20 protein-coding genes and 1 riboswitch are annotated in these 23,036 nt (G+C 65.2%); of the genes, 5 read left to right on the forward strand and 15 right to left on the reverse strand.

Annotation, left to right across the window (positions count from 1 at the left end):
• The first annotated feature begins 11 nt into the window (after positions 1-11).
• Positions 12-629, forward strand: a complete 618-nt coding sequence (locus tag AOP73_RS04535) for a DJ-1/PfpI family protein (protein WP_061963392.1) — start codon at positions 12-14, stop codon at positions 627-629.
• 40 nt (positions 630-669) lie between these two features.
• Here the strand turns inward: AOP73_RS04535 and AOP73_RS11720 are convergent, their stop codons facing one another.
• Entirely contained in the window at positions 670-3,885 is a 3,216-nt protein-coding gene (locus AOP73_RS11720) for a sigma-70 family RNA polymerase sigma factor (protein ID WP_084626558.1), read from the reverse strand.
• 174 nt (positions 3,886-4,059) lie between these two features.
• Between AOP73_RS11720 and AOP73_RS04545 the strand changes: the two genes are divergently transcribed.
• Positions 4,060-4,833 (forward strand): hypothetical protein, encoded by a 774-nt coding sequence (locus AOP73_RS04545; protein ID WP_061963393.1) that lies wholly within the window; start codon positions 4,060-4,062, stop codon positions 4,831-4,833.
• A 124-nt stretch (positions 4,834-4,957) separates the two neighbouring features.
• Here the strand turns inward: AOP73_RS04545 and AOP73_RS04550 are convergent, their stop codons facing one another.
• The 7 genes from AOP73_RS04550 to dnaK form a co-directional block, all read right to left on the reverse strand.
• Positions 4,958-5,764 (reverse strand): ABC transporter permease, encoded by an 807-nt coding sequence (locus AOP73_RS04550; protein WP_061963394.1) that lies wholly within the window; start codon positions 5,762-5,764, stop codon positions 4,958-4,960.
• Positions 5,761-6,756: an ATP-binding cassette domain-containing protein gene (locus AOP73_RS04555; protein WP_061963395.1), complete on the reverse strand. Its 996-nt coding sequence runs from the start codon at positions 6,754-6,756 to the stop codon at positions 5,761-5,763. Before AOP73_RS04555 ends, AOP73_RS04550 begins: the two co-directional genes overlap by 4 nt.
• Positions 6,757-6,814: 58 nt before the next feature.
• Complete coding sequence (locus AOP73_RS04560; protein ID WP_061963396.1) at positions 6,815-7,201, reverse strand: VOC family protein; 387 nt, start codon at positions 7,199-7,201, stop codon at positions 6,815-6,817.
• A gap of 48 nt (positions 7,202-7,249) precedes the next feature.
• Entirely contained in the window at positions 7,250-7,663 is a 414-nt protein-coding gene (locus AOP73_RS04565) for a heat shock protein transcriptional repressor HspR (RefSeq protein WP_061963397.1), read from the reverse strand.
• Positions 7,664-7,708: 45 nt separating this feature from the next.
• Positions 7,709-8,668, reverse strand: coding sequence for a DnaJ C-terminal domain-containing protein (locus AOP73_RS04570; protein ID WP_061963398.1), 960 nt, complete (start codon positions 8,666-8,668; stop codon positions 7,709-7,711).
• A gap of 33 nt (positions 8,669-8,701) precedes the next feature.
• Positions 8,702-9,316 (reverse strand): nucleotide exchange factor GrpE, encoded by a 615-nt coding sequence (locus tag AOP73_RS04575; RefSeq protein WP_061963399.1) that lies wholly within the window; start codon positions 9,314-9,316, stop codon positions 8,702-8,704.
• An 81-nt stretch (positions 9,317-9,397) separates the two neighbouring features.
• Entirely contained in the window at positions 9,398-11,278 is a 1,881-nt protein-coding gene (gene dnaK, locus AOP73_RS04580; protein WP_061963400.1) for a molecular chaperone DnaK, read from the reverse strand.
• Positions 11,279-11,486: 208 nt separating this feature from the next.
• On the opposite strand from dnaK, the gene AOP73_RS04585 reads away from it, so the two are divergent.
• On the forward strand, positions 11,487-11,981 hold the full coding sequence (locus AOP73_RS04585; RefSeq protein ID WP_061963401.1) for a rhodanese-like domain-containing protein: 495 nt from the start codon (positions 11,487-11,489) through the stop codon (positions 11,979-11,981).
• Here the strand turns inward: AOP73_RS04585 and AOP73_RS04590 are convergent.
• The 6 genes from AOP73_RS04590 to dcd form a co-directional block, all read right to left on the reverse strand.
• Positions 11,978-12,670, reverse strand: a complete 693-nt coding sequence (locus tag AOP73_RS04590) for an ABC transporter ATP-binding protein (RefSeq protein ID WP_061963402.1) — start codon at positions 12,668-12,670, stop codon at positions 11,978-11,980. The two genes, AOP73_RS04585 and AOP73_RS04590, sit on opposite strands and share 4 nt — an antisense overlap.
• On the reverse strand, positions 12,667-14,307 hold the full coding sequence (locus AOP73_RS04595; RefSeq protein ID WP_061963403.1) for an ABC transporter permease: 1,641 nt from the start codon (positions 14,305-14,307) through the stop codon (positions 12,667-12,669). Before AOP73_RS04595 ends, AOP73_RS04590 begins: the two co-directional genes overlap by 4 nt.
• Positions 14,308-14,341: 34 nt before the next feature.
• Complete coding sequence (locus AOP73_RS04600; protein WP_061963404.1) at positions 14,342-15,451, reverse strand: thiamine ABC transporter substrate-binding protein; 1,110 nt, start codon at positions 15,449-15,451, stop codon at positions 14,342-14,344.
• 24 nt (positions 15,452-15,475) lie between these two features.
• Positions 15,476-15,593, reverse strand: a riboswitch (TPP riboswitch).
• Between the two features lie 110 nt (positions 15,594-15,703).
• Positions 15,704-16,108 carry a DUF2510 domain-containing protein gene (locus AOP73_RS04605; protein WP_061963405.1) on the reverse strand — a complete coding sequence of 135 codons (405 nt, stop codon included), beginning with the start codon at positions 16,106-16,108 and terminating at the stop codon, positions 15,704-15,706.
• A 108-nt stretch (positions 16,109-16,216) separates the two neighbouring features.
• Positions 16,217-17,308, reverse strand: coding sequence for a DUF2510 domain-containing protein (locus tag AOP73_RS04610; protein WP_061963406.1), 1,092 nt, complete (start codon positions 17,306-17,308; stop codon positions 16,217-16,219).
• A 150-nt stretch (positions 17,309-17,458) separates the two neighbouring features.
• Positions 17,459-18,034: a dCTP deaminase gene (dcd, locus tag AOP73_RS04615; RefSeq protein WP_061963407.1), complete on the reverse strand. Its 576-nt coding sequence runs from the start codon at positions 18,032-18,034 to the stop codon at positions 17,459-17,461.
• A gap of 218 nt (positions 18,035-18,252) precedes the next feature.
• Here dcd and AOP73_RS04620 point away from each other — a divergent pair, with 218 nt between their 5' ends.
• On the forward strand, positions 18,253-20,676 hold the full coding sequence (locus tag AOP73_RS04620) for a glycoside hydrolase family 94 protein (protein WP_061963408.1): 2,424 nt from the start codon (positions 18,253-18,255) through the stop codon (positions 20,674-20,676).
• 151 nt (positions 20,677-20,827) lie between these two features.
• Here AOP73_RS04620 and AOP73_RS04625 read toward each other — a convergent pair whose 3' ends face one another.
• Positions 20,828-21,859, reverse strand: a complete 1,032-nt coding sequence (locus AOP73_RS04625) for a DUF4349 domain-containing protein (RefSeq protein ID WP_160295433.1) — start codon at positions 21,857-21,859, stop codon at positions 20,828-20,830.
• Positions 21,860-22,038: 179 nt separating this feature from the next.
• Here AOP73_RS04625 and AOP73_RS04630 point away from each other — a divergent pair, with 179 nt between their 5' ends.
• Positions 22,039-22,863: a DUF4397 domain-containing protein gene (locus tag AOP73_RS04630; RefSeq protein ID WP_061963410.1), complete on the forward strand. Its 825-nt coding sequence runs from the start codon at positions 22,039-22,041 to the stop codon at positions 22,861-22,863.
• Positions 22,864-23,036 lie beyond the last annotated feature (173 nt).

Here is a 23,036-nt window from a genome sequence, read left to right on the forward strand (position 1 = left end):
AACGTAGGGCCATGGCGCTACGCATCGGCATTCTGCTTTACGACGGTTTCGACCTGATCGACTCGGGTGGCCCCTACGAGGTGTTTCTCACCGCTTCCAGGCTCGCGGAGCGCGATGGGGACGCGGCTCTGTACGACGTTCGGCTGATCTCTCCGCAGGGGAGTGACGTGACCGCGTTCGGCGGCATGACGGTCACCGGAACGACGTCAGCGCCCGATGCTGGTTCCCTCCACACGTTGATCGTGCCGGGGCTCGTGGATATTGAGGCGGCGCGCAACGACCCCGCCGTTGGTGAGGCCGTCGCGTCGATCGCGGCGGCGTCCACGGTGGTGGCGTCCGTGTGCACCGGCGCGTTCCTTCTCGCCGATCAGGGATTGCTGGAGGGGCGACCAGCAACCACGCACTGGGAGGATGTTGACCTGCTGGCTAGCGAGGGAAGAATCGGCTCGGGAGTCACGGACGTTCGTTGGGTCGACACCGGTGCCGTCGTGACCAGTGGCGGATTGACGTCCGGAATCCACATGGCCTTGCACCTCGTCGAACGCGACTATGGGCGTGAGATGGCACAACGCACGGCACGCCAACTTGATGTCGACTGGGATCCCGCGGGAGAGCGCAGCGTCCGCTAGGCACGTGGCGGGCAACTGAGGGGCGCGAGACCGCGACCTACTAGTTCGCCGAAGTCACCGTGACGGTCACCGAGCTCAGCAGGTAATTGTCGCCGCTGCTCGTGGCGGTCAGGGTGTGCTTGCCTGCTGCGATGTTGTTGCTCGTGACGAAGGGCTTGGCGTCAACGCCGAGACTGTTCGAGAACTCCGATCCCACGGCCGTCGCATCGGCGGCATCTTTCGTGACGCCGCCAGTGGTGAAGGCCCTCTTGGTTCCGTCCCAACGCTGAGGTACGAGCGGGGAGCCATCAAGTTTCGCGGCATCACCAGTGTTGTTCCGGTCCGAATCCCACGCGACCCACGACAAGTCGACCGAGGAAGTCGAGCCCGTAAAGAAGGAGAACTCCGCGCTATTTCCCTGGCTTACCCAACGGCTGCCGTCAAACATGGCTACCCGGGCCATCGGAAGATCTGCCTGTTCGTAGATCACGGTGAGGGCAAAGCCGCCGTAGTAGGTCGGGTCGTTGTCCTTGCGCGACAGACTGAGCGCAATGTCCCCGACGGCCCAGTCGCCCGCACCGTACTCCCGGACCAGGTCCGTGACGTCCTTACGTGATTGGTAGTACGCACGCTTGGATCCGTCGAGGTACACGGGGGACACCACGGCACCCTCAATGGCAGTCCAAGTACTGGCGCCGGGCACCTTGATCTGAGCCTTCGAAATATCGGAGTCGAACCACTTTTCAGGCGAACTCTCCGTCCCCTGGGGCGCGTCCTTGACGCTGGCATTCGCGGACCACTCAAGGGCCGCATAGAGAACCTTCGCGCCTTCGGGCAACTCCAGTCGCGTGGACGCGGAGTTGCGTACGCCGTCCGCTTGGTTGATGGGGACCATCGTCTGGCTATTGTTGCCTGCGGTGCTCGTGATCGACTGCATCGTGGTTCGGCACGCGACCTTGGTGAGGTCGCAGCCCATCAGCGGCGAGCCGACAGTCTTAGCGGCGACATGGCCCCGAGCTGCGAAGGCGACGTCGAGGTTGTCGTCGACCCGCTGGAGTCCGGTCGGCACCTTGAACCGCGCTGCGACCTCGCCGACAGAGACGTCGAACGAGGTTTCCGCGTCGTCTGCCAACCCGGTAAAGGTGTCAATCGAGACAGGCAGGGTCAGGTCCGCAGTGGAAGCCGCCAGCAATTCATCGATCGTGCACGTAGCTGCGGAGTGGTCGGAACTCAGCTCACACGTCCAGTCGTCAGCGGTGAACGTGCCCGTGGAGGCATAGGCCAGGAAACTCGCGAGTCTGGGCGTTGACCGGAGCGCATCAGTGGACCCACCACCCGACCCGCTGGGGGCGGAGAACAGCAGACCAGTCGGGAGCGTGACAGTCGCCTGCACCGAGCCGGCGTCTGACTCACCGTCGTTCTTCACGGCGGCCGCGATCCTTGGTGAGTTCTGAGAGACCTCAAGGAAATTGAGCGGTGCCTCGACGGTGACGTTCGCCGAAGACTTTGGGGGAGTAGTCGGAGTCGTTGTCGAGCCGCCGTCATCGGTGTCCGTGCCTGAAGCAGTGCCTGATCCGTCGCCAGCATCTGTGCCGTCGCCACTGCCCGAGCCCGTGTCTGACCCTGAGCCGGAGTCGGTGCCGGATCCGCTGTCAGTGCCCGAGTCGGTGCCGGAACCTGTGCCGGAGTCGGTTTCGCTTCCCGTTCCAGAATCGGTTCCGCTGCCAGTGCCCGGTCCGGGCGCGGCCCCAGTACCCGATCCGTTGCCGTCGCCGGCTCCCGCACTACTGCCAGAGCCACTACCGCTATCCGTCCCGGTTCCAGTGCCGCTTCCGCTCCCCGACCCGGCAGTGGTGCCGGATCCAGCGCCGGTGCCAGTCCCACTATCGTTTCCGGCGTCCGCTCCAGTTCCCGCACCCGTTCCGGGTCCGGTTCCGCCGGTGTAGCCAGGGCCATTGCCGCCAACAGACGGGTTCGTGAAGTAGTTGCCGGGCCCGGGATATGGAGCAGATCCCACTCCGCTGTCGACTCCTAGGCCACCACTGAAGCTCGGGTCACCAGAATCGACGCCCAACCCATCAGCATCGGCGCCGGGTCCCGACCCGTCGACGAGAGAATCGTCGCCGCTAAGCCCATCGACCAAGGAGTCGGAATCCGCAGCATCGTCCGCAGCTGAGCTGGTGCCCGCACTCGGGGCGCTCTCCGAGCCGCCCCCCGTCTGCTGCGTCGCGGATTCCGGCGAGTTGGTGTGGAGCGGGTCGATCAACCCGAGGAAGCTGGCGCCGCCGATCGCGATCGCGGCGACGCCGACTACAGCCGCGGTGGGCAGGAGAAAGCTCGACGCTCCGGCGAATGCGGCCGCGAGTCCAGAGGCACCTACGGAGGACGATCCGGCGGCAACGCCAGCTCCACCAGCACCTGCCGAGGTACCTCCGGCAGCACCACCGGAGCCAAAAGCGCCTCCGACGGGCATTCCGCCCTGGAGTGCACCCATGCCGAGCGTGCCAAGAACGATGGGCGCGATGATTCCGCGCATACCGCGGTTGACGTCCTGAAGTTCGAGCACCAGGGCGGTGCAACGTTCGCATTCCTTGACGTGCTCGTCGATGCGGCCGTGTTCGCGCTTGTTGAGGCCGCCGCGGACGTAGGCGCCCAGCTGGGTGTTGGCCTCAAGGCAGTTCAGCGTGTCGGCGCTATTGAGGTGCTGCTGGAGGTACGCCTGGCGGAGGGCCTCGCGTGCCCGGTAGGCGAGAGCGGCGACGCCGTTGGCACTCAGGCCGAGTAGCGGGGCGATTTCCTTGGGGCTCTTCTTCTCCACCTCGGTGTACCAGAGCACTGCCTGCCAGCGCTCGGGCAGCGACTTGAAGGCGCCGGCGACCATGCCGTGCTCAAAGCCCTCGAGGGCCGGCTCGTCGGACGATGCCTCATATCCGAGGTTCGCCTCGTACTCGCCCATATCCTCGCGAGGCTTGGTACGGATGCCCTTGTTGATCAGGTCCATGCCTGTGCGACGGACAATCGTAAACAGGTAGGCGCGGAAGGCGAGGTCAGGGCCGTCGCCGCGTTGGAGTGCGCGCAACACCCGCGAAAAGGATTCAGAGACGACGTCATCGACGTCCGCGGCGCTATTCGTGTACTGCGTCGCCACCTTGCGCGCGGCGTCCGCGTGACGCTCGTAGAGCAGGCCAAAGGCGGTCGTGTCGCCGGCGCGCACGCCAGCGATCAACTCGGGGTCGCTGGACGTTTCCGTCCATAGCGCGATCGCCTCAGAACTCATGGATCAGCGTTGCTCCTCGTCCGCCTATAGATAGTCAGCCCCTATAGTCCCCTTAATGCACTGGTGAGCGCAAGGGTCTCCGAGAGGCATTGATCACACTCGGGCTCAGTTGGCTGTAGAAAAGTTTTTTCAAAGGTTGCGTCATAACCCAACATGAAGCGCGTCTCATAGTGCATGACCACCGAAGCGAATCTCCCGGGGCGCCCAGCCAGTGATGTGCTGCTGCGCCAGTGGGAGAGCGCGAGCGTCGAGTCCGTCTGGCTCCGGCCCGGCGACTGGTACACGCCCGCCGCGGAGGCGCTGGTCGAGGCGCTCGAAGCCCGTCTCGACACCGCGCCCGCGGCATTCCGTCTGGGGCAGGCACGATCCGTCGCAGGCGTGGGTATCACCGAGGCGATCGACGACATGGCTGTGCTCTTCAAGTCAGCCGGATACGAGTCGGCCCCCATTCGTAGCATTCGCGCTTTGTGCGAGGGGTGGACCGAGGGCGATACCGCACCGGTGGCCACTCCGGCCATGAAGGACCCCGAGTCGGGACTTGGCACCTCCGAGTACCTGACGCGTCGCCTTGCCGAGGTTTACGGCGCAGCCCAGCGCAGTGGACATCTCGTCACGGAGACTCACGCGCTCGTCGTGGTCGATGTGGCCGTGGCTGACCCTGACCCTTGGCAGCGCATGGCACGCAACGCCGCTGTGGGCCAAGCCCTCACGAACGCGTACGGCGAGGGCTACCCGATGGCTCGTATCTCGGATGGCCTCTACGCCGTTCTGGTCGAACGCGGGATGTCGCTCGGCACGGGAATCGCGACACTGCGTGATCACATCTCGGACCGCGCGACCGCCTTGCGCGTCGGCAACCTCATGCGCCAGCCCCCGCGGGTCTGGATCGAGTCACTGCCGGCCGAGCACAGTTACATCACAAGTTTGCTGGAGTCGCTGCAGCGATAGTCCAGTGCGGGAGGACGGCCGATGGCGCGCTGAGGGCGCCATCGGCCATTCCTGTCTCTGGGGCCGGTATGGCAAACACGCGGCGCCGATGCTCCGACCAGGGCGGCCGGCCCATCGGCTTTCGCTACGCCTTGCGGTTGTATGCCCTGATCGCCAGCGGCGCGAAGATGATGACGAAAACCGCGCACCACAGCAGCGTCCACCCCACGGGCGCGTGCCAGTCGCCGCCGCTCCACAGCATGCGCAGCGCCTCAATGAGGTGCGACAGCGGGTTCGCATTGGCGAACGCGGCGAGCCAGCTGGGCATGGTCTCGGTGGGCACAAAGGCGTTGGATGCGAATGTCAGCGGGAAGAGGGTCATAAACACGATGCCCTGCACCGCTCGCTCAGAACGTGCGATCAGGCCCACGAGCATGGGCGCCCAGGCCAGGCACAGTGCAAACAGGATGGCGAGCAGGCAACCACCAAGGAAGCTCAAGGGGTCCGTCGTGACACGGTAGCCCAGCGCATAGCCAGTACCGACCATGATTCCGATCAGCAGCACGTAGCGCACCACATCGCCCAGGGCCGCGCCGAGTAGCGGTGCAACGCGCGAGATCGGCAGCGCACGGAAGCGGTCAAAAATACCCTTGGACATGTCTGAGTTCAGCTGGATACCGATGCCGACGGATGCAAACGCAATGTTCTGACCGATCAACCCAGGAATGAGGAACACCAAATAGTCGGCGGTGGATCCCGCGATGGCGCCACCAAAGATGAATGTGAAGAGCAGTGTGAACATGATCGGCGACAGCGTGACGTCAATCAGGCCCTCGGGCGTGCGCCATGTCTTCACCAGTGATCGCTTGGCGAGCACCCACGAGTGGCGGAACATGTCGAAGGGTCCTTGTTGGATGACGTCGACGTCGTGCGTGACGGATGCGGTGCTCATGCCGACACCTCCTGTTCCTGGCCGGCCGTGGCATCGTCCGCCGTGGGCCGTTGCCTTTCTCCGGTGAGGGTAAAGAACACCTCGTCAAGGCTGGGTAACTGAAGTGACAGCTCGGTGACCGCGACCTGCTGAGCAGCGAGCTTGCCCACGACGGTCGCCAGAGCGGAGTCGTCGACCACGGGAACCGAGTACTCGCCGGGACGGTATTCGTCGACGGGAGCCCCGTCGGTGGCGACCTCCGCGAGAATTGCGTTCACCGTGTCCACCTGAGACGCATCGCTGGGACGTACCCGCAGAGTCTGCGATCCGACCACGCGCTTGAGCTTGTCGGCGGTGTCGTGTGCGATGACCTCGCCGTGGTTGATCACCACGATGTCGTCGGCCAATGCGTCGGCCTCCTCGAGATATTGCGTTGTCAATAGCACCGACGTACCGCGCTTGACGATGTCACGCACCACGTCCCACATGTCCTCACGCTTGGCGGGGTCAAGGCCGGTGGTCGGCTCGTCGAGGAACACCACCTCGGGGTGGCCGGTGAGTGAAGCGGCGAGGTCCAGCCGGCGACGCATGCCCCCCGAATACGTCTTCAGCGTGCGATCGGCGGCATCGGTGAGGTCGAACCACTCCAACAGCTCCTTGGCGCGCGCCTTGGAAGAGCGCCCGGACATGTTGAGAAGTGCGGCGATCATGTGCAGGTTCTCGCGGCCCGTCAGTTCCTCGTCGACCGATGCGTACTGCCCCGTGAGGCCGATGCGCTTGCGCACCTCCGATGGCTTCTTGGCGACGTCGTAGCCCGCGACCTTGGCGTGGCCACCGTCCGCCCTCAACAGGGTGGCGAGGATCCTCACGGCAGTAGTTTTACCTGCGCCATTGGGTCCCAGGACGCCCAGCACGCTACCGCGAGGCACCGCCAGGTCGATGCCCTTCAACGCCTTGGTTTCCTTGAAATTCTTGACGAGGCCCTCGGCCTCGACCGCATTGTCTGAAGTCATGGGACGAGCCTACGACTAGGAACCGACACGCGGCAACGGATGCGGGCCGACCGCCCCGCTAGTGCGCGACGGGGTGGTCAACCTCGTGGCCCCAGACGCCCAACTCGTTCCCACTCGGGTCCGCAAAGTGGAAACGACGACCGCCGGGGAACTGGAAGATATCGCGGCGAATCGTTCCCCCAGCCGCCCGTACTGCGTCACGGCTGGCCTCGAGGTCGCGGGAGTACAAGATGACGAGCAGGTCGCCCGAGCCAGCCTGGCCACCTAGCGAGATGCCGCCTATCTCGCGGCCATTGGGGCTCACGATGCCAAGGTAGCCGGGTCCGTAGGCGGTAAAGCGCCAGCCGAACGCGTCCCGATAGAACGCCTCCGCCGCACCGATGTCATGAGTGGGAATCTCGATGTAGTCGAACGAGTGATGCAGGTGCGGGGTGTCGTCAGCCATGCCTCATGCTGGCGTGGCCTGGTGCTGGTGTCAAGAGAGAGCCGCGTGCTACTCGTGGTGACTGCGCCAGAGCACCAGCGCACGTCCCTCATCGCGCGCGCCGCGCTGGCCACGCTCGACGATCACGACGTTGCCGCGGGAACCGGTCGCAAAGACGCGGGATCCGGGGTCCGCACGGTGGCGCAACTTCTCCACCTCGGCCTCGAGCCGGTCCACCTCGCGCGACAGTGTGAGGATACGTGCGATGCCGGCGAGATTAATTCCCTCGTCCTGGCTAAGGCGCTGAACTTCGCGCAGCACGGCGACATCCCGCAAGGAGTAGCGGCGTCCGCCTCCGGGACGTCGGCGAGGAACGACGAGCCCCACACGGTCGTATTGCCGCAGAGTCTGAGCGTGCATGCCGGCCAACTCGGCCGCGGCGGAGATGAGGAAGACAGGCTCGTCAACGTCGGGACGTTCCATGCCTGACTCCTTTCGTGAACTCGTGCCGGGCCTACTGTGCCAAAACTACTTGACGGCGTCCTTGTAGAGGTCGCCGCGCGGGTCGTCCTTGGCGGTCTCTAGGGCGAATGCCTGCAACGCTTCCTTGGCTGCGCGTGAGACCTTGCCGGGCACCGTCACGCTGACCGTCGCCAGCAGGTCACCCGTCCCGGTTGCGCCATTCAGGCCACGGCCCTTGACGCGCAGCACGCGACCGGAGTTGGTGCCGGAGGGGACCTTGACCTTGACGCGAGTGCCGTCCAGAGTGGGGACCTCGACGTTCGCTCCCAGCACCGCCTCGTCAAAGGCGACGGGCAGGGTCAACCGCAGGTTGTTGCCGTCCACGGTGAAGACGGGGTGCTTGGCGACGCGGACCGTCAGCATCAGGTCGCCGGGAGGGCCACCGTTCTGCCCCGGACGTCCCTTGCCACGGATGCGGATCTTCTGACCATCCTTGACGCCCACCGGGAGGCGGGTGGAGAACTTGTGGCCGTCCAGCGTGAGTGAGATCGTCGCGCCATCCGCTGCCTGGCGAAAGGCCACCTCAGTGGTGGCGCCCACATCCTGGCCCGGAGTGGGCCCACGACGTCCACCACCAAACATGCTCGACAGAATATCTTCGAAACCACCGCCGGTCTGGGCACGGCCTCCGCCAAACGATCCGCTCTGCGTGCGCCCGCCACCGAACATGCCGCCCATGGCATCCTCGAAGCCGCCGCCGCCTTGGCCGCCCGCCTGGAAGCGGGGTCCGCCGCCCATCGCGCGCACGGAGTCGTACTGCTCGCGCTGAGTCTTGTCGCTCAGCACCGCGTACGCCTCGCCCACATCCTTGAAGCGCTTCTCGGCACTAGCGTTGCCCGGATTGCGGTCGGGGTGCAGCTCCTTGGCCTGCTTGCGATACGCCTTCTTGATGGTTGCCTCGTCGGCATCCTTGGGGACGCCTAGCGTCTTGTAGAAGTCCTTTGAGAACCAGTCCTGACTCGTCATGGGCGCCTCCCTTCGCGAAGCACTAGCGGATGATTATTCGGGCTGAGCGACGATGACGCGTGCGGGACGCAAGACCTTGTCGCCGATGCGGTGGCCGGGCTGGGCAACCTGCTGAACGGTGGGCACGGAGACCTCAGCGCTGGGCTGAGACATCAGTGCTTCGTGAATCTGGGGATCGAACTCATCGCCGACGGCGCCATACGGCTCCCATCCAAGCCGGCCCAGGGACTCCTCAAGCTTGGTGGCGATGGATGCGAACGGACCTTCGGTGAGGTCGCCGTGCTCACGCGCGGCGGCAATGTCGTCGAGGGCGGGGATGAGGGACTCGATGACCTTGGCCTGAGCCTGGTCACCAAGCACGGCGCGGTCACGGTCGACGCGCTTGCGGTAGTTCACGAACTCGGCCTGCAGTCGGCGCAGATCCTCGAGGTGCTCGGCTGCCATGTTTGCCGCCTTGGTCAGTGCGTCTCCGGCGCCATCCTGGTCGGCGTCGAGGTTCGCGCCGGCCTCGTTGAGGATCGACTCGACGTCCGCGAGCGCATCGTCGCCGGTGCTGACCGCGGGCTCAGTGTGCGGTGCCGCGGTGTTCTCGGTGGCGTCGCTGGGGGTCGCGTCGTCGTTGGGCTTGTCTTCTGGTGTGTCGTTCACGGTGTCCTCCTAAGGAGCGTTGAGTGGGGGTAGCGCGCGACGGGCGGGCGGCCAATGCCAACCCGCCCGTCGCATCGGGCGCTACTTCTTCTCTTCGTCTTCCTCGTCGTCGACGATCTCGGCGTCAACGACGTCTTCTTCGTCGTTGGAGGAAGCGGCGTCGTCACCGGTGGGGGCATCGCCCTCGCCGGCCTCGGCACCTTCGGCCTGCTGAGCCGCGTACACGGCCTCGCCGATCTTCTGAGCCTTCTCGACCAGTGAGTCGTGCGCGGTCTTGACTGCTGCGGTGTCCTCGCCCTCGAGCGCGGTCTTCACCTCGGCGATCGCGGCCTTCACGTCCTCGGCCACCTCGGCGGGAACCTTGTCCTCGTTCTCGCCCAGAATCTTCTCCGTGGAGTACGCGAACGACTCGGCGTTGTTGCGGGTCTCAGCGTCCTCGCGGCGCTGCTTATCCTCTGCCTCGTGCTCGGCCGCATCCTGAACCATGCGCTCGATGTCTTCCTTGGACAGTGCCGAGCCGCCGGTCACGGTGATGGACGATTCCTTGCCCGTACCGCGGTCCTTGGCGTGCACGTGCACGATGCCGTTGGCGTCGATGTCGAACGTGACCTCGATCTGCGGCACGCCGCGGGGTGCGGGTGCGATGCCACCGAGCTCGAACGTGCCGAGCAGCTTGTTGTCGCGGGCGAACTGACGCTCACCCTGGTAGACCTGGATCATCACGGACGGCTGGTTGTCGTCGGCCGTCGAGAAGACCTCGGAGGACTTGGTCGGGATCGCGGTGTTGCGCTCGATCAGCGACGTCATCACGCCACCCTTGGTCTCGATGCCGAGGCTCAAGGGAGTGACGTCAATCAGCAGCACGTCCTTGCGCTCACCGGTGATGACACCGGCCTGCAGGGCTGCACCCACGGCGACGACCTCATCGGGGTTGACGCCCTTGTTGGGCTCCTTGCCGCCGGTGAGTTCGGTGACGACCTCGGTCACGGCGGGCATGCGGGTGGAACCACCCACGAGCACGACGTGGTCGATCTGGCTGAGCTGAACGCCAGCGTCCTTGATGACCTGCTTGAAGGGAGCCTTGGTGCGCTCGAGCAGGTCCTTCGTCATCTCCTGGAACTGGGCACGCGTGAGCTTGCTGTCCAGGTGGACCGGGCCGTTCTCTCCAATGGAGAGGTACTGCAGCGAGATGTTGGTCGAGTTGGCCGTGGAGAGTTCCTTCTTGGCCTGCTCGGATGCCTCGCGCAGTCGCTGGACCGCGGACTTGTCCTTGGACAGGTCCACACCCTCGGAGTTCTTGACCTCCTTGATCAGGTGGTCAACGATGCGCTGGTCCCAGTCGTCGCCACCGAGGCGGTTGTCACCCGCGGTTGCCTTGACCTGGATGGTCGAGAACGCGTCCTCATCCTTGCCAACTTCGAGCAGCGAGACGTCGAACGTTCCACCACCGAGGTCGAAAACCAGAATGAGCTCGTCCTCCTTGCCCTTATCGAGGCCGTAGGCAAGCGCGGCAGCGGTGGGCTCGTTGACGATGCGCAGAACCTTGAGGCCCGCGATCTCGCCGGCGTCCTTGGTTGCCTGGCGCTCGGCGTCGTTGAAGTATGCGGGAACGGTGATGACCGCCTCGGTCACCTTCTCGCCCAGGAACTCCTCGGAGTCACGCTTGAGCTTGCCCAGGATGCGGGCGCTGATCTCCTGCGCGGTGTACTTCTTGTCGTCCACCTGCTGGTCCCAGTCGGTTCCCATGTGACGCTTGACCGACGCGATGGTGCGGTCAACGTTGGTGACGGCCTGGCGCTTGGCGATCTCGCCTACGAGCACCTCACCGGTCTTCGAGAACGCGACCACCGATGGGGTGGTGCGGGCGCCCTCTGCGTTTGCGATAACGGTGGGCTCGCCACCTTCAAGTACGGCAACGCACGAGTTCGTGGTGCCGAGGTCAATGCCTACTGCACGTGACATGTGATTCTCCTTGTCTGCGGCTTGCGCCGCTGGGCCCTTCGTGGCCCACGGTTGAGTCCGGCTCTCAAAGTTGAGCCGCCTACACTCAAGTATGCGGATCTGGGGCGAGTTGTCAAGCGAAAACGCAAAACTTGAGCCGATAGCGCTCAACTTTGGTTGACGCGGCTCCGTTGCGATGAGAAATCGGACGCTCGGGTAGATTCGCCCCATGACAATCGATGCCGCTTCGACAACCCATACGGCCGCCGCTGCCGCCCACTTCGCGGCCAAGCTCGCCTACGAGACGGACGCCTCAGACGTGCACGCCGCACTCGAGCGCGAGGACGCGGGCTTCGTATTCATCGACACCCGCGACCAGATCGCCTGGGACCAGGGTCACGCGCGTGGCGCGACTCACATGCCCAAGCCCGCGATGCTCGCGCGCATCCCTGAGTACCCCGCCGGTACGAGGTTCGTCGTGTACTGCTGGGGACCTGGCTGCAATGGTGCCACCCGCGCGGGCCTGATCATCTCAGAGTTGGGCTACGAGGTCCGCGAGATGATCGGCGGCTTCGAGTACTGGGCCCGCGAGGGCTACCCCGTGGACGCCGCGGGTTCCGACCCCATCACGGGCGTTGCCACGACCGTGGATGCGACCCGCGCCCCGGACTCGCTCACGGCACCGGCGCTTCAGGCCGGCAATCGCATCGCCTGCGACTGCTAGAGCAGTACCCCGTCCCGCATCCGCACCACGCGGTCGCACACCAATTCCGCCTCGCGCGGGTCGTGCGTCACCATCACGGCGGTCATCGAGAAGCGCCGCAGGATCTCGCCTAGGTCCGCTGCCAGGCGCCCGCGCAGTTCCGAGTCCAGCGCGGACAGCGGCTCGTCCAGTAGCAAGAGGCGCGGACGCGGGGCCAGAGACCGAGCCACGGCCACGCGTTGACGCTGCCCGCCGGACAGCTCAGTGATCTCGCGAGCTCCGTAGCCCGCCAACCCCACGACGTCGAGTAACTCGGAAATCCGTTCGTCGCGCTCCTCGCGGGCGACCCCTGCCATGTCGAGGCCGAAGCCCACATTGCCCGCCACCGTGCGGTGAGGGAACAACTGTCCGTCTTGGAACACCAAGCCGAACCCCCGCTGGTGGATGGGCGTGCGCGTGACGTCGACGCCGTCCCAAGCGACGGTGCCGGCATCGGGCTCCACCACCCCCACAATCGCGCTCAGCAGCGTCGACTTGCCACAACCACTTGGCCCCAACAAGCCCACGATCTGACCCGGCGCGACACCTAAATCCACGCCAGCAACCGCCTCGACGGGCGGCTTGCCGGGATACGTCACGCGCAGTCCCGAGACCTCGAGTCCCGTTCCCGCCGTCCCCGTGGGCGCATCGCTCAGCGTTGAATCATTCACAGATCAGCTCCTACCTGCGTACGCATACGCTCCGAGGCCATCATGACGGATGCGGTCATGATGGCGAGTACGACCGAGGCCGCAAACGCCATGCCGATGTTCTCCAGGCCGGGGCGCCCCAGCAGTCGATAGATAGCCGTGGGCAACGTGGGTCGGTCCGGGCGTGCCAGAAAGCTCGTCGCCCCAAACTCGCCGAGCGCTATCGCGAACGCGAAGCCCAGTGCCAGCCCAGTGGTCCCACGCAGCAGTGGCCAGTCCACGGCCCGCCACACGCGCCATGGACTCGCGCCCAGCGAGGATGCCGCCATACGCAGCCGCGGGTCCACTGCCCGCGCCGTCGGCACGATGCTGCGCACCACCAGCGGCAGCGCGACCACCGCCTGCGCGGCGGCCACCAGCCACCACGAGCCACCGATGTTCACGCCAAAGATGGGGCGGTTCAGGGTGAGCAGCATGCCCAGTCCCACCATCACCGCACTGACTCCCAGCGGCAGCATCACCAGGGTGTCGAGCAGGGCCGAGCGCCGTGACCGGTGCGTCACGAGATGAGCCACGACAATTCCCAGCACGGTCGCCACGGCCGCGGCGAGGGCGGCCGTCACCAAGGAATTCACCGCCGCCTCCCACACTGGTACGGGCAGAATCGATCGACCCGGCTGTTGGAACAGCGCCGCGTAGTGGTCAAAGCCATGGCCTGAAGCGGTGCGCAGTGAGCGCTCCACCAAGGCATACAGCGGCGGCAGCAACACTAGTCCCAGCGCCACCAGAATCATTGCGACCACGGGCAGGTCGCGCCGCCGTGCGGCCCGAGTCCCATCCAGGCGCCTGCCCGATGTCGCCCGCTCGCGACGCTTGCGCGCCCGGTCCGCGACCCACAGCGCGAGCCCCACAATTAGCAACTGCAGGATCGACAACACCGCCGCCGCACGCAGGTCCAGGAACTGGTTGACCTGCAGGTAGATCTCGGTCTCAACCGTGGACACACGCGTGCCGCCGAGCACCAGCACCACCCCAAAGGACGTGGCGCAAAACAGAAAAACGATGGCGGCGGCCGATGCCACGGCTGGCATCAGCGCTGGCAACGTCACCTCGCGGAAGGCTCGCCAACGGCTGGCGCCGAGGACGCGCGCGGCGGCGACGGTTGACGGGTCGAGGCCCGCCCAGGTGCCGCCCACGACCCGCAACACGACGGCCACGTTGTAAAACACCAGCGCGGCGGCTACTGCCGCCAACGACTGGTCGAGAGAGAAATGTCCGAGCAGCCCGGACGGTCGCAGCAGTGCGGAGAAGGCCGCGGCCACCACCACGGTGGGCAGCACGAACGGCACGGTGGCGAGCGCTCGCACCACCTTTTGGCCGCGCCAGCGCAGGCGGAAGAGCGCATAGGCGGCGGGCACTCCCAGCAGCAGAGAGCCCGTGGTGCCGAGCACCGCGAGCCAGATCGTGGTGGCGACCACCTTGCCGGTCCGCGGCTCGCTCAGTACTTCCCATGCGCCGGCCACGTCCAGGTGCCCGTCGACCACGAGACCACGCCCCAGGATCGTGAGCAACGGCCACAAAAAGAAGAGGCCGAGAAACGCCACGGGCGCTAGCGCAAGTGCCCACCACGCGGGGTGGAGGGGGCGGCGGCGCAGCATCGGCGTTTCTCGGCCTCGACGGTTCAGTCTCGCGCTACGGCGTGACGATGTCCGTCCACTGCCGAATCCAGTCGTCGCGGTTCGCGGTGATCTCAGCGGGGGTCAGGGTCCACGGCGTCGTGGCGAGGGGGGCGAACTCCTCCCACGCAGCGGGGATATCGACCGAGGTAGAGACCGGGTAGACGTACATCTCTCCTGGGATGGAGGCCTGGAAGGCATCGGACAGCATCCAGTCCACGACGGCTTCAGCTGCGGCTGGGTTCTTGGCACCGTTCAGCACGCCGGCGTATTCCACTTGACGGAAGCACGTGTCGAGCAGTGCCGCCGTGGTGGGAGTGCCGTCCTCGGTGACCTCGGAGGGCGGGGACGACGCGTAGCTCAGCACAATAGGATAGTCGCCGCCGTAGTTGGGGGCGGAGAAGTCCGTGAAATAGGTGTCCGACCAGGAGGACGTGACGCGCAGGTCGTTCTCGTCGAGCGCCTTCCAATAGTCCTGCCAGCCATCACCCTCGGCCGCGATGGTCGCGAGCAGGAAGGCGAGTCCGGGCGAGGACGTCGCGGGGTTGGTCACGGAGAGCAGGCCCTTGTAGTCGGGGCTGAGCAGGTCCTCGAGCGTCGCCGGCGGCGTTACTCCCTCAGCATCGAACCAGGTGGTGTCGATGTTGAGGCAGACATCCGAAAAGTCGATGGCGGTGAGTGCGGCGCTGTCCGGGACGGCGTACTGCGCTGCCTGCGCAGCGGCCGGTGCGGACGAGGTGTAGTCGGCGAAGACATCCTCGTCGATGGCCCGCGATGCGAATGTGTTGTCCACCCCAAACACTACGTCGCCGAGCGGCGCGTCCTTGGTGAGGATCAGCTGGTTCACCAGCGTGCCGCCATCGCCGGGGGCGACGAACGTGACCTTCAGCCCGCTCTCCTCTTCAAAGGAACTGATCACGTCATCGGGCACGGCGAAGCTGTCGTGCGTCACGACTGTGACCTCGGTGCCCAGGCCTCCCGCTGCGGCGGTTGGCTCAGAGGATCCGGTCACAGCGGCGGTGGGCGAGTCGCTCGACTCGGTGTCCGGATCGTCGGATGAGCAAGCGGCGAGCGCCAGCGTGGACATGGTGATTGCCGCGATCGCGGCGGTGCGCAGTGTGCGCATGGTGAATCCTCCCGAAACTCAAGGAGGGGACGAGACTCGACTCCCTACGCCGGTGTGAGCCGGATCAGGTTCGAGGGTCTGCGGCGGTTCCGCACTCTCAGCGTTCTAGTCCCTCGCGGGAAACGCTCCCCTGTCGTAAGCCGCCAGCATAGCGCCGATGCCGCGGCAGCAGAATTCCCCTCGGCCCGTCCGCGGGGGTTGGGAGAGGGCCGATGCGGCGTTCACGCACCGGCGGATAGGGAAGGACGTGTCCTAGTTCGACGGTGCAGGGCTTGAGTCGCCACCGCCGCCAGCAGGTAATTCGATGTTGCTGGGCTTGATATCCAGCCCGCCGTCGTCACTCGAGTTCTGCAGCACGGCGAACACGACGATCACCGCGATGATGACCACGCCCACCGTGATCAGGATGCCGATGATGCCCCCCGCACCAATGCCCTTCTTCTCGGAGTGTGAGGTGGGAGGCGGGGCCGACATGTGGTCGGGCACTGGCGCCCCGGGAGGCGGCACCGCAACCGCAAGTTCGGACTCCAGGGGAGGGGCAGAAGCCACCCCGCTCGACCGACGAGTCTCTGTGGTCCACCGCTCGCCGCTCCAATACCGCAGTCCGCTCACGTCGAATGGGTCCGTGTACCAGCCTGATACGGGCATGTGTGTCATGGCATCTCCTTCTCAGTTCCTCTGAGCGTACTGGGGCGCATGCGAACGGCGCCGGTCGCAGAGACCGGCGCCGCCGAGGTCGAGAGGCGTCGCCGAACGAGGCACGCGTTACGGCGCGTGGTTGATGACGACGGAGTCGACCGTCTTCTGGTTGAGCTCCGCCGCCTGGTTGGCGTCGTGAGTGCTCGAGGCGAACACGAACAACGAGGCGTCGTCACTGGTGAGGATCGTCACCGATGAGTACCCCTTGACGTCCAGTGACGTCGAGGAATAGTCGAGGGTAGAAGCGTCGTAGCCAGCCGCCGTCACAGAGTCCACGGTCTCGCCCATGACGAGGTCCTCGGCGCCCCCGGTCGCGGACTGCGCGAACGCTTCGAGTTCTACCGAGGGGTCGCTGGAGTTCACTGGGCTGTCAGTCGCCAGGACCATGACGGACGAACCCGAGGTGTCGGTCGCGGTGACGTCTACCCACATCCCGCTGATCTCGGAGGTCGAGCCGGGCAGGGCAGCTGACATCTGATCGTTGAGCGCGCCCAGGTCGATGAACTCGGAGGCGTCGCTCATGTCGGGAGAGTGCGCAAACGTGACCGCGCCGCTCTCGCTCGTGACTGACGTCCAGCCATCGGGGATCACGGCGGCGCCATGGGCGGATGCCGCATCGTTTGCCGGGGTGTCCTCCGCAGGGGTGTCGTCCTCTGCTGCATCCGTGCCCGTCGCATCGTCCGCCGTGGTGTCGTCGGTGACGGTTCCCGAGTCCTCACCGGCGACGGGGTCGTTGTCCACGGTGTCGTCGGAGCCGCTGTTCATGAACAGCATCACGGCGCCGATGATTGCGGCAAGGACGACGACAGCGCCGACGATGATGCCGACGAGTACGCCCTTGCTCAGGCCACTCTGAGGCTCGTGGGGGCTTCCGACGGCGGACTGTTCTGGTGACCCATAGGAGCCGTAGGCGACAGCTGGCGCGGCGCCCTCGCTGGCGGCGACGCCCGCCCCGTATCCACCCGATGCGGTGACCGGGGCGGCATAAGAAGATTGGGCGGCGGCAGTCTGCTCGGGCACAGGCGAAGTGGTCGCCGCACCTGCCGCGGCATCGGCCGCGCTGTGGGTGTGTTCGGTCCAGCGTGCGCCGTCCCAGTATCGAAGTCCGGTCGAGTCGTGCGGGTCGGTGTACCAGCCGGGTACGGGGGAGTCAGTCATTGTTGGTCCTCCTCAAGACGGCATCAGCCTAGCCGTAGGGTCCCACATGTCAATTGTTCGCGTGTCACGGGCCCCGGGGGTCCATTCGGGCTGGCCGATGCGACTAGGCGCGTCTGGCTCGCCAGCGACTCGTGACAGCTGCGGAGGGCCTCAGATCTCGGTGCGGTGGAAGTTCTGTGATCCTCGGCTGGCCGTGGGGCCGCGCTGGCCGCTGTAACGCGAGCCGTACGCTGCCGACCCGTAGGGGTGCTCGGCGGCGGAGGACAGCCGGAAGAAGCACAGCTGACCGATCTTCATGCCGGACCACAGGTTGATCGGCAAGGTCGCGACATTCGCGAGTTCGAGTGTCACGTTGCCCACGAACCCGGGGTCGATGAAGCCTGCGGTCGAGTGCGTCATGAGGCCCAGGCGACCCAGCGAAGACTTGCCTTCGAGCCGCGCGGCGATGTCATCGGGAAGTGTGACTGATTCAAACGTTGAGCCCAGCACGAACTCTCCAGGGTGCAGCACGAAGGGAGCCTCCGGCTCGACCTCGACCAGGCGCGTCAGGTCCGGCTGGTCGATAGACGGGTCGATCACGCCGTACTTGTGGTTGTCGAACACGCGAAAGAACTTGTCGAGCCGCACGTCGATGGACGACGGCTGGATCATGTCCGGCTCGTAGGGGTCAAGGGCCACGCGGCCCGCGTCGAGTTCGGCCCGGATATCGCGATCTGACAGCAGCATGTGCCAAACCTACCGGTCGAGCGCGCACGAGGTGGCACGGAAGCGCGTGGTGCGTAGTGTTGAGTGAAAGAAAGTTTCCCGGATACGTCCGCGAGCGTGTACCGTAGGGCGATAACGAATCGTTTCGATAACGCACGGGTTGGGCGCGATCCAGCATCTCTTGCCCCGCTCGGGCAGTCGAGGGCTGGGTAGCACCGCCTTCAATGGGGAAGGGCATAATGAAGTTCGGACACTTTGACGATGACGCACGCGAGTACGTCATCACCACACCACACACTCCGTATCCGTGGATCAACTATCTCGGATCGCAGGAGTTCTTCGGACTCATCTCCCACACCGGCGGCGGCTACTCGTTCTACCGTGACGCCAAGATGCGTCGCCTCACGCGGTACCGCTACAACAACACCCCCGTGGACTCCGGCGGACGCATCTTCTCCATCAACGACGGCGGCGACGTATGGAGCCCCGGCTACTTCCCGTACAAGGCAGAACTCGACTTTTTCGAGACCCGCCATGGCATGGGTTACTCGCGCATCACCGGCTCGCGCGGTGGGCTCAAGGTCTCCACGCTGTTCTTTGTGCCCGTGGACATCAACGCGGAGATCCACCAGGTCACCGTGACGAACGAATCCAATGCTGAGAAGTCAGTCACGCTCTTCAGCTTCGTCGAGTTCTGCCTGTGGAACGCCGAGGATGACCAGACCAACTACCAGCGCAACCTCAACATCGGCGAGGTAGAGGTAGTCGATGGCAACATCTATCACAAGACCGAATACCGCGAGCGTCGCGACCACTTCGCCGTGTACGGCGTCAACGCGCCCATCGCGGGCTTCGACACTGACCGCGACACCTTCCTCGGCCACCAGAACGGTTTTGGCGAGGCGGAGGTGCCGGCTGCCGGCGCATCGGCGAACTCGCTTGCCTCGGGCTGGTACCCGATCGGCTCACACTCGCTCGACGTGACGCTGGCCCCCGGCGAGTCCAAGACCTACACGTTTACCCTGGGCTACCTGGAGAACCCCAAGGATGAGAAGTGGGAGTCCAAGGGCATCGTCAACAAGGCGCCCGCGTTGGAGTTGCTCGAGAAGTTCGACACCAACGAGAAGACCGACGAGCAGTTCGCGAAGCTCAACTCCTACTGGGACCACCTGCTGGGCTCCTACACGGTGAGCTCGAACGACGAGAAGCTCGACCGCATGGTCAATATCTGGAACCAGTACCAGTCCATGGTGACGTACAACATGTCGCGCTCGGCCTCATACTTCGAGACCGGAATTGGCCGCGGCATGGGCTTCCGTGACTCCAACCAGGACCTGCTCGGGTTCGTGCACCTGGTGCCTGAGCGCGCCAAGGAGCGCATCATCGACATCGCGTCCACGCAGTTCGAGGACGGCAGCGCCTACCACCAGTACCAACCGCTCACCAAGCGTGGCAACAACGCGGTGGGCTCGGGCTTCAACGACGACCCCATGTGGCTGGTGCTCGGCACCGCGGCGTACATCAAGGAGACGGGCGACTACTCGATCCTCGATGTACCCACGCCGTTCGACAACGATCCCGCGACTGAGGTTCCGCTCATGGAGCACCTCAAGCGCTCGTTCGACCACGTGACGAACAACCTGGGCCCCCACGGCCTGCCGCTGATTGGTCGCGCTGACTGGAACGACTGCCTGAACCTGAACTGCTTCTCTGACACTCCCGGTGAGTCCTTCCAGACCACGGAGAACCAGGCCGGAGGTGTCGCCGAGTCCGTGTTCATCGCGGGCATGTTTGTCGCCATTGGCCCCGACTACGTCGAGCTGGCTCGCCGTCGCGGTGACGATGCCGAAGCTGACCGCGCAGAGGCGGCCATTCAAACGATGCGCGAGGCCGTCATGGAGCACGGCTGGGACGGCGACTGGTTCCTACGGGCCTACGACTTCTACGGCAACAAGATTGGCAGCCACGAGAACGACGAGGCACAGATCTGGATCGAGCCGCAGGGCTACTGCATCATGGGTGGCTTGGGTGTCGAGGACGGCCGCGCCATCAAGGCGCTGGACGCGACGCGCGAGCGCCTGAACACGCCTCACGGCATCGTGCTGCTGAACCCGGCCTTCACCGAATACAAGATCGAGCTGGGCGAGGTCTCCACGTACCCACCGGGCTACAAGGAGAACGCCGGCATCTTCTGCCACAACAACCCGTGGGTGATCATCGCCGAGACCGTCGTGGGTCGCGCCGAGTATGCGTGGGAGTACTACAAGCAGATCGCCCCCGCGTATCGCGAGGAGATGTCCGAGGTTCACCAGCTCGAGCCGTACGTGTACGCGCAGATGATTGCCGGTAAGGACGCGTCGCGGCACGGCCAGGCCAAGAACTCGTGGCTGACCGGAACCGCCTCGTGGAACTTCGTGACTGTGTCGCAGTACTTGCTGGGTGTGCGCGCGGACTACGACGGCCTGGTCGTCGACCCGTGCATCGGAGCGGAGATCAACCGGTTCACCGTCAAGCGCCAGATCCGCGGCGCGGAGTACGTCATCAACGTGACGAACTCGGGCGGCAAGGGCGCCAAGCTCACCGTGGACGGCCAGGCCATCGACGGCACCACCGTGCCGTATGCGCCCGCCGGTTCGACCGTGGTGGTTGACGCGGTCGTCTAGCAACCCGTCGGCTCAAAGACGTAGCCGCCTGGCGCACCTCTCCATGGGTGAGCCAGGCGGCTTCTTTGTTCCTGCGCTTACATCTGCGCCCAAGATTGGCTGATTTTGCGCTCAGATGTAAGCGCAGGAGCCTTGGTGGGCGTTTGGTTGGCTACTTGTCCTCGTCGGCCGATGCTGGCTTGGGGGCGTCCGATCCGGCGGCGTCGTATTGCTGGGGTGGTGCTCCAGCGTGAGCGTAAGCGGGAGTCTGGTGCTGGGGCTTCGCGGGTCGGCGAGCCCTGCGCGACCGTCCGGCGCGGATCAGGAGGAGGATCACGAGGGCGACGATTGCCGCCACCACGAGCCAGGGCAGTACGACCCCGAGCACGATCAAAGCTCCGGAGAGGAACGCGACGAGCGCATTCCACCCGGACGCCAGGGCATCCCAGAAGTTTTGTGGCTCGTCATCCACGATGACGATCGGCTCGGTGGTCAGAGACAGGTCGATGGTAGACATCGACACCAGGTCATTGAGCCCGCGCTGGCGCGCCTCGAGGCTCTCAAGCTCCGCTTGGCGGCTGTCCAGTTCGGCTTCCAGCTTGATGATGTCAGAGATGTCCTCGGCTTCCACCAGCAGGGCCTCGATGCGCGCCGTCGAGGCGCGCAGAGTTGAGATCTGCGCCTCCAGGTCCGTCACCTGAGTGGTGACGTCGCTGGACTGGGTGCTGAACTCGTCCACCGTTCCGAGTTCGCGCAGGTCGTCGACCACTGCGTCGAGTTTGCTCGACGGGATCCGCATAGTGAGGTAGGCCGAGCCGCCGTTGAACTCGTCGGGTGCCGTCTCGCTACGGGCGTCGATACGCCCGCCCGAGCCCTGCACAATGCCTACCGCCTGGTCTGCGGCCGCGATCGGCGTCTCCACGGTCATGTACATGGAGCCGGTGACGATGACGGAGCGGTCGGTGGCCGACGTCTGAGTGATCTCGGAGCCGGGCATCTGAGCCATCTCAGAGTCGGGCGCTTGGGCCATGGACTCATCGATGTATGCGGCATCTGCTCCCGCTTCACCGCCCTCGAAGGTGCCTGCGGAGTCCTCGCTCGATGACGAACATCCGGTGAGTATCCCCGCCATGACGACGAGTGAGGTGAGGGCCCCGCCAATGCGAACGCGGCGCGACGGTGCGTGGGTGCGAGTGCTTGTCATGGTGTTCATAGTAGGGAGACGCATGCCGACGCGAAAGCGTTGGGTGCAACTGTAATCATCCTGGTATCAGGGCTACCCAAAAAGTTATCGAAGGCGCTGCATCCAGATCGGTCACTGCGTCGGAAGTACTTCATGAAGGCGGGTCACAACAACGTGACCCCCGGAATGGAGAAGGCAAGATGCGCAAGACTATTTTCGCCTCACTTGCGGCGGGCACAGTGTTCGCCGCTGGACTTGGGGCACCCGCAATGGCTGTTGACGATGGCAAGGCGGAACTGTCAGTACTGCACGGCGTTCCCGACCTGACCGTCGACGTCTATGTGAACGGCGACCTCACGCTCGACGACTTCAAGCCCGGTGACATGGGCGGACCGTTGCAGCTGGCGCCGGACACGTATTCGGTCGCCATCACTGCGGCCGATGCGGCAGACGACTCGGATCCCGTGCTCGGGCCTATTGACCTCGAACTTGAGGCGGACATGAGCTACACCGCAGTTGCTCACCTCGACGCGGACGCCAATCCCACCGCGACGCTCTTCACGAACGACATCTCGTCGGTCCCGTCCGGCAATGGCCGCCTCACGGTCCGTCACGTCGCCGCGGCTCCCGCGGTCGACATCTGGGCCGATGGTGAGGTGCTGTTCAAGGACCTTTCCAACCCGAACGAGATGATGGCCGACGTGCCCGCTGCGACGTATGAGGCGGCGGTCTCGCTCGCCGGCGAGAGCGACCCTGTCATTGGTCCGGCCGATGTGCCGATCGAGGATGGCGTCAACACCATCGTCTATGCGTGGGGCAGTGCGGCAGATGACAACCTCGCGCTCGCGGTGCAGACGGTTGATACTGCCACTGCTGGAGCGGCTCCCACCGCTGTCCAGGCCGGAACCTCGGGATTTGCCGACACCGGCTCCAACTCGACCGTCATCTGGACGGTGGGGATCATCGCGGCACTGGGGCTCGCAGGCTTTGGTGCAACCGCGGCGGTGGCGCGTAGCCGCCGCTAAAGAGGACGTCACGTGGCTGTCGCGTGACACTCACGGCAGGGGCGTCCCTCTCCCCCCGGGGGCGTCCCTGCCGCTCGCGTCGTCAGATGCGAGCCCACGCAGGGGGACTTACGAAGGGTGTGAGCAGGTGCGTGTTTCAACAGATCTCGCCCACCGCGGTAAGCGCGCGGTGG

This window comes from Demequina aurantiaca (assembly GCF_000975135.1).
Lineage (GTDB): Bacteria > Actinomycetota > Actinomycetes > Actinomycetales > Demequinaceae > Demequina > Demequina aurantiaca.

Coding starts and splice junctions, on each gene's coding strand:
- AOP73_RS04535 (WP_061963392.1), top strand. CDS start 12: ATGGCGCTACGCATCGGCATTCTGCTTTACGACGGTTTCGACCTGATC.
- AOP73_RS11720 (WP_084626558.1), bottom strand. CDS start 3,885: ATGAGTTCTGAGGCGATCGCGCTATGGACGGAAACGTCCAGCGACCCC.
- AOP73_RS04545 (WP_061963393.1), top strand. CDS start 4,060: ATGACCACCGAAGCGAATCTCCCGGGGCGCCCAGCCAGTGATGTGCTG.
- AOP73_RS04550 (WP_061963394.1), bottom strand. CDS start 5,764: ATGAGCACCGCATCCGTCACGCACGACGTCGACGTCATCCAACAAGGA.
- AOP73_RS04555 (WP_061963395.1), bottom strand. CDS start 6,756: ATGACTTCAGACAATGCGGTCGAGGCCGAGGGCCTCGTCAAGAATTTC.
- AOP73_RS04560 (WP_061963396.1), bottom strand. CDS start 7,201: ATGGCTGACGACACCCCGCACCTGCATCACTCGTTCGACTACATCGAG.
- AOP73_RS04565 (WP_061963397.1), bottom strand. CDS start 7,663: ATGGAACGTCCCGACGTTGACGAGCCTGTCTTCCTCATCTCCGCCGCG.
- AOP73_RS04570 (WP_061963398.1), bottom strand. CDS start 8,668: ATGACGAGTCAGGACTGGTTCTCAAAGGACTTCTACAAGACGCTAGGC.
- dnaK (WP_061963400.1), bottom strand. CDS start 11,278: ATGTCACGTGCAGTAGGCATTGACCTCGGCACCACGAACTCGTGCGTT.
- AOP73_RS04585 (WP_061963401.1), top strand. CDS start 11,487: ATGACAATCGATGCCGCTTCGACAACCCATACGGCCGCCGCTGCCGCC.
- AOP73_RS04595 (WP_061963403.1), bottom strand. CDS start 14,307: ATGCTGCGCCGCCGCCCCCTCCACCCCGCGTGGTGGGCACTTGCGCTA.
- AOP73_RS04600 (WP_061963404.1), bottom strand. CDS start 15,451: ATGCGCACACTGCGCACCGCCGCGATCGCGGCAATCACCATGTCCACG.
- AOP73_RS04605 (WP_061963405.1), bottom strand. CDS start 16,108: ATGACACACATGCCCGTATCAGGCTGGTACACGGACCCATTCGACGTG.
- AOP73_RS04610 (WP_061963406.1), bottom strand. CDS start 17,308: ATGACTGACTCCCCCGTACCCGGCTGGTACACCGACCCGCACGACTCG.
- dcd (WP_061963407.1), bottom strand. CDS start 18,034: ATGCTGCTGTCAGATCGCGATATCCGGGCCGAACTCGACGCGGGCCGC.
- AOP73_RS04620 (WP_061963408.1), top strand. CDS start 18,253: ATGAAGTTCGGACACTTTGACGATGACGCACGCGAGTACGTCATCACC.
- AOP73_RS04625 (WP_160295433.1), bottom strand. CDS start 21,859: ATGACAAGCACTCGCACCCACGCACCGTCGCGCCGCGTTCGCATTGGC.
- AOP73_RS04630 (WP_061963410.1), top strand. CDS start 22,039: ATGCGCAAGACTATTTTCGCCTCACTTGCGGCGGGCACAGTGTTCGCC.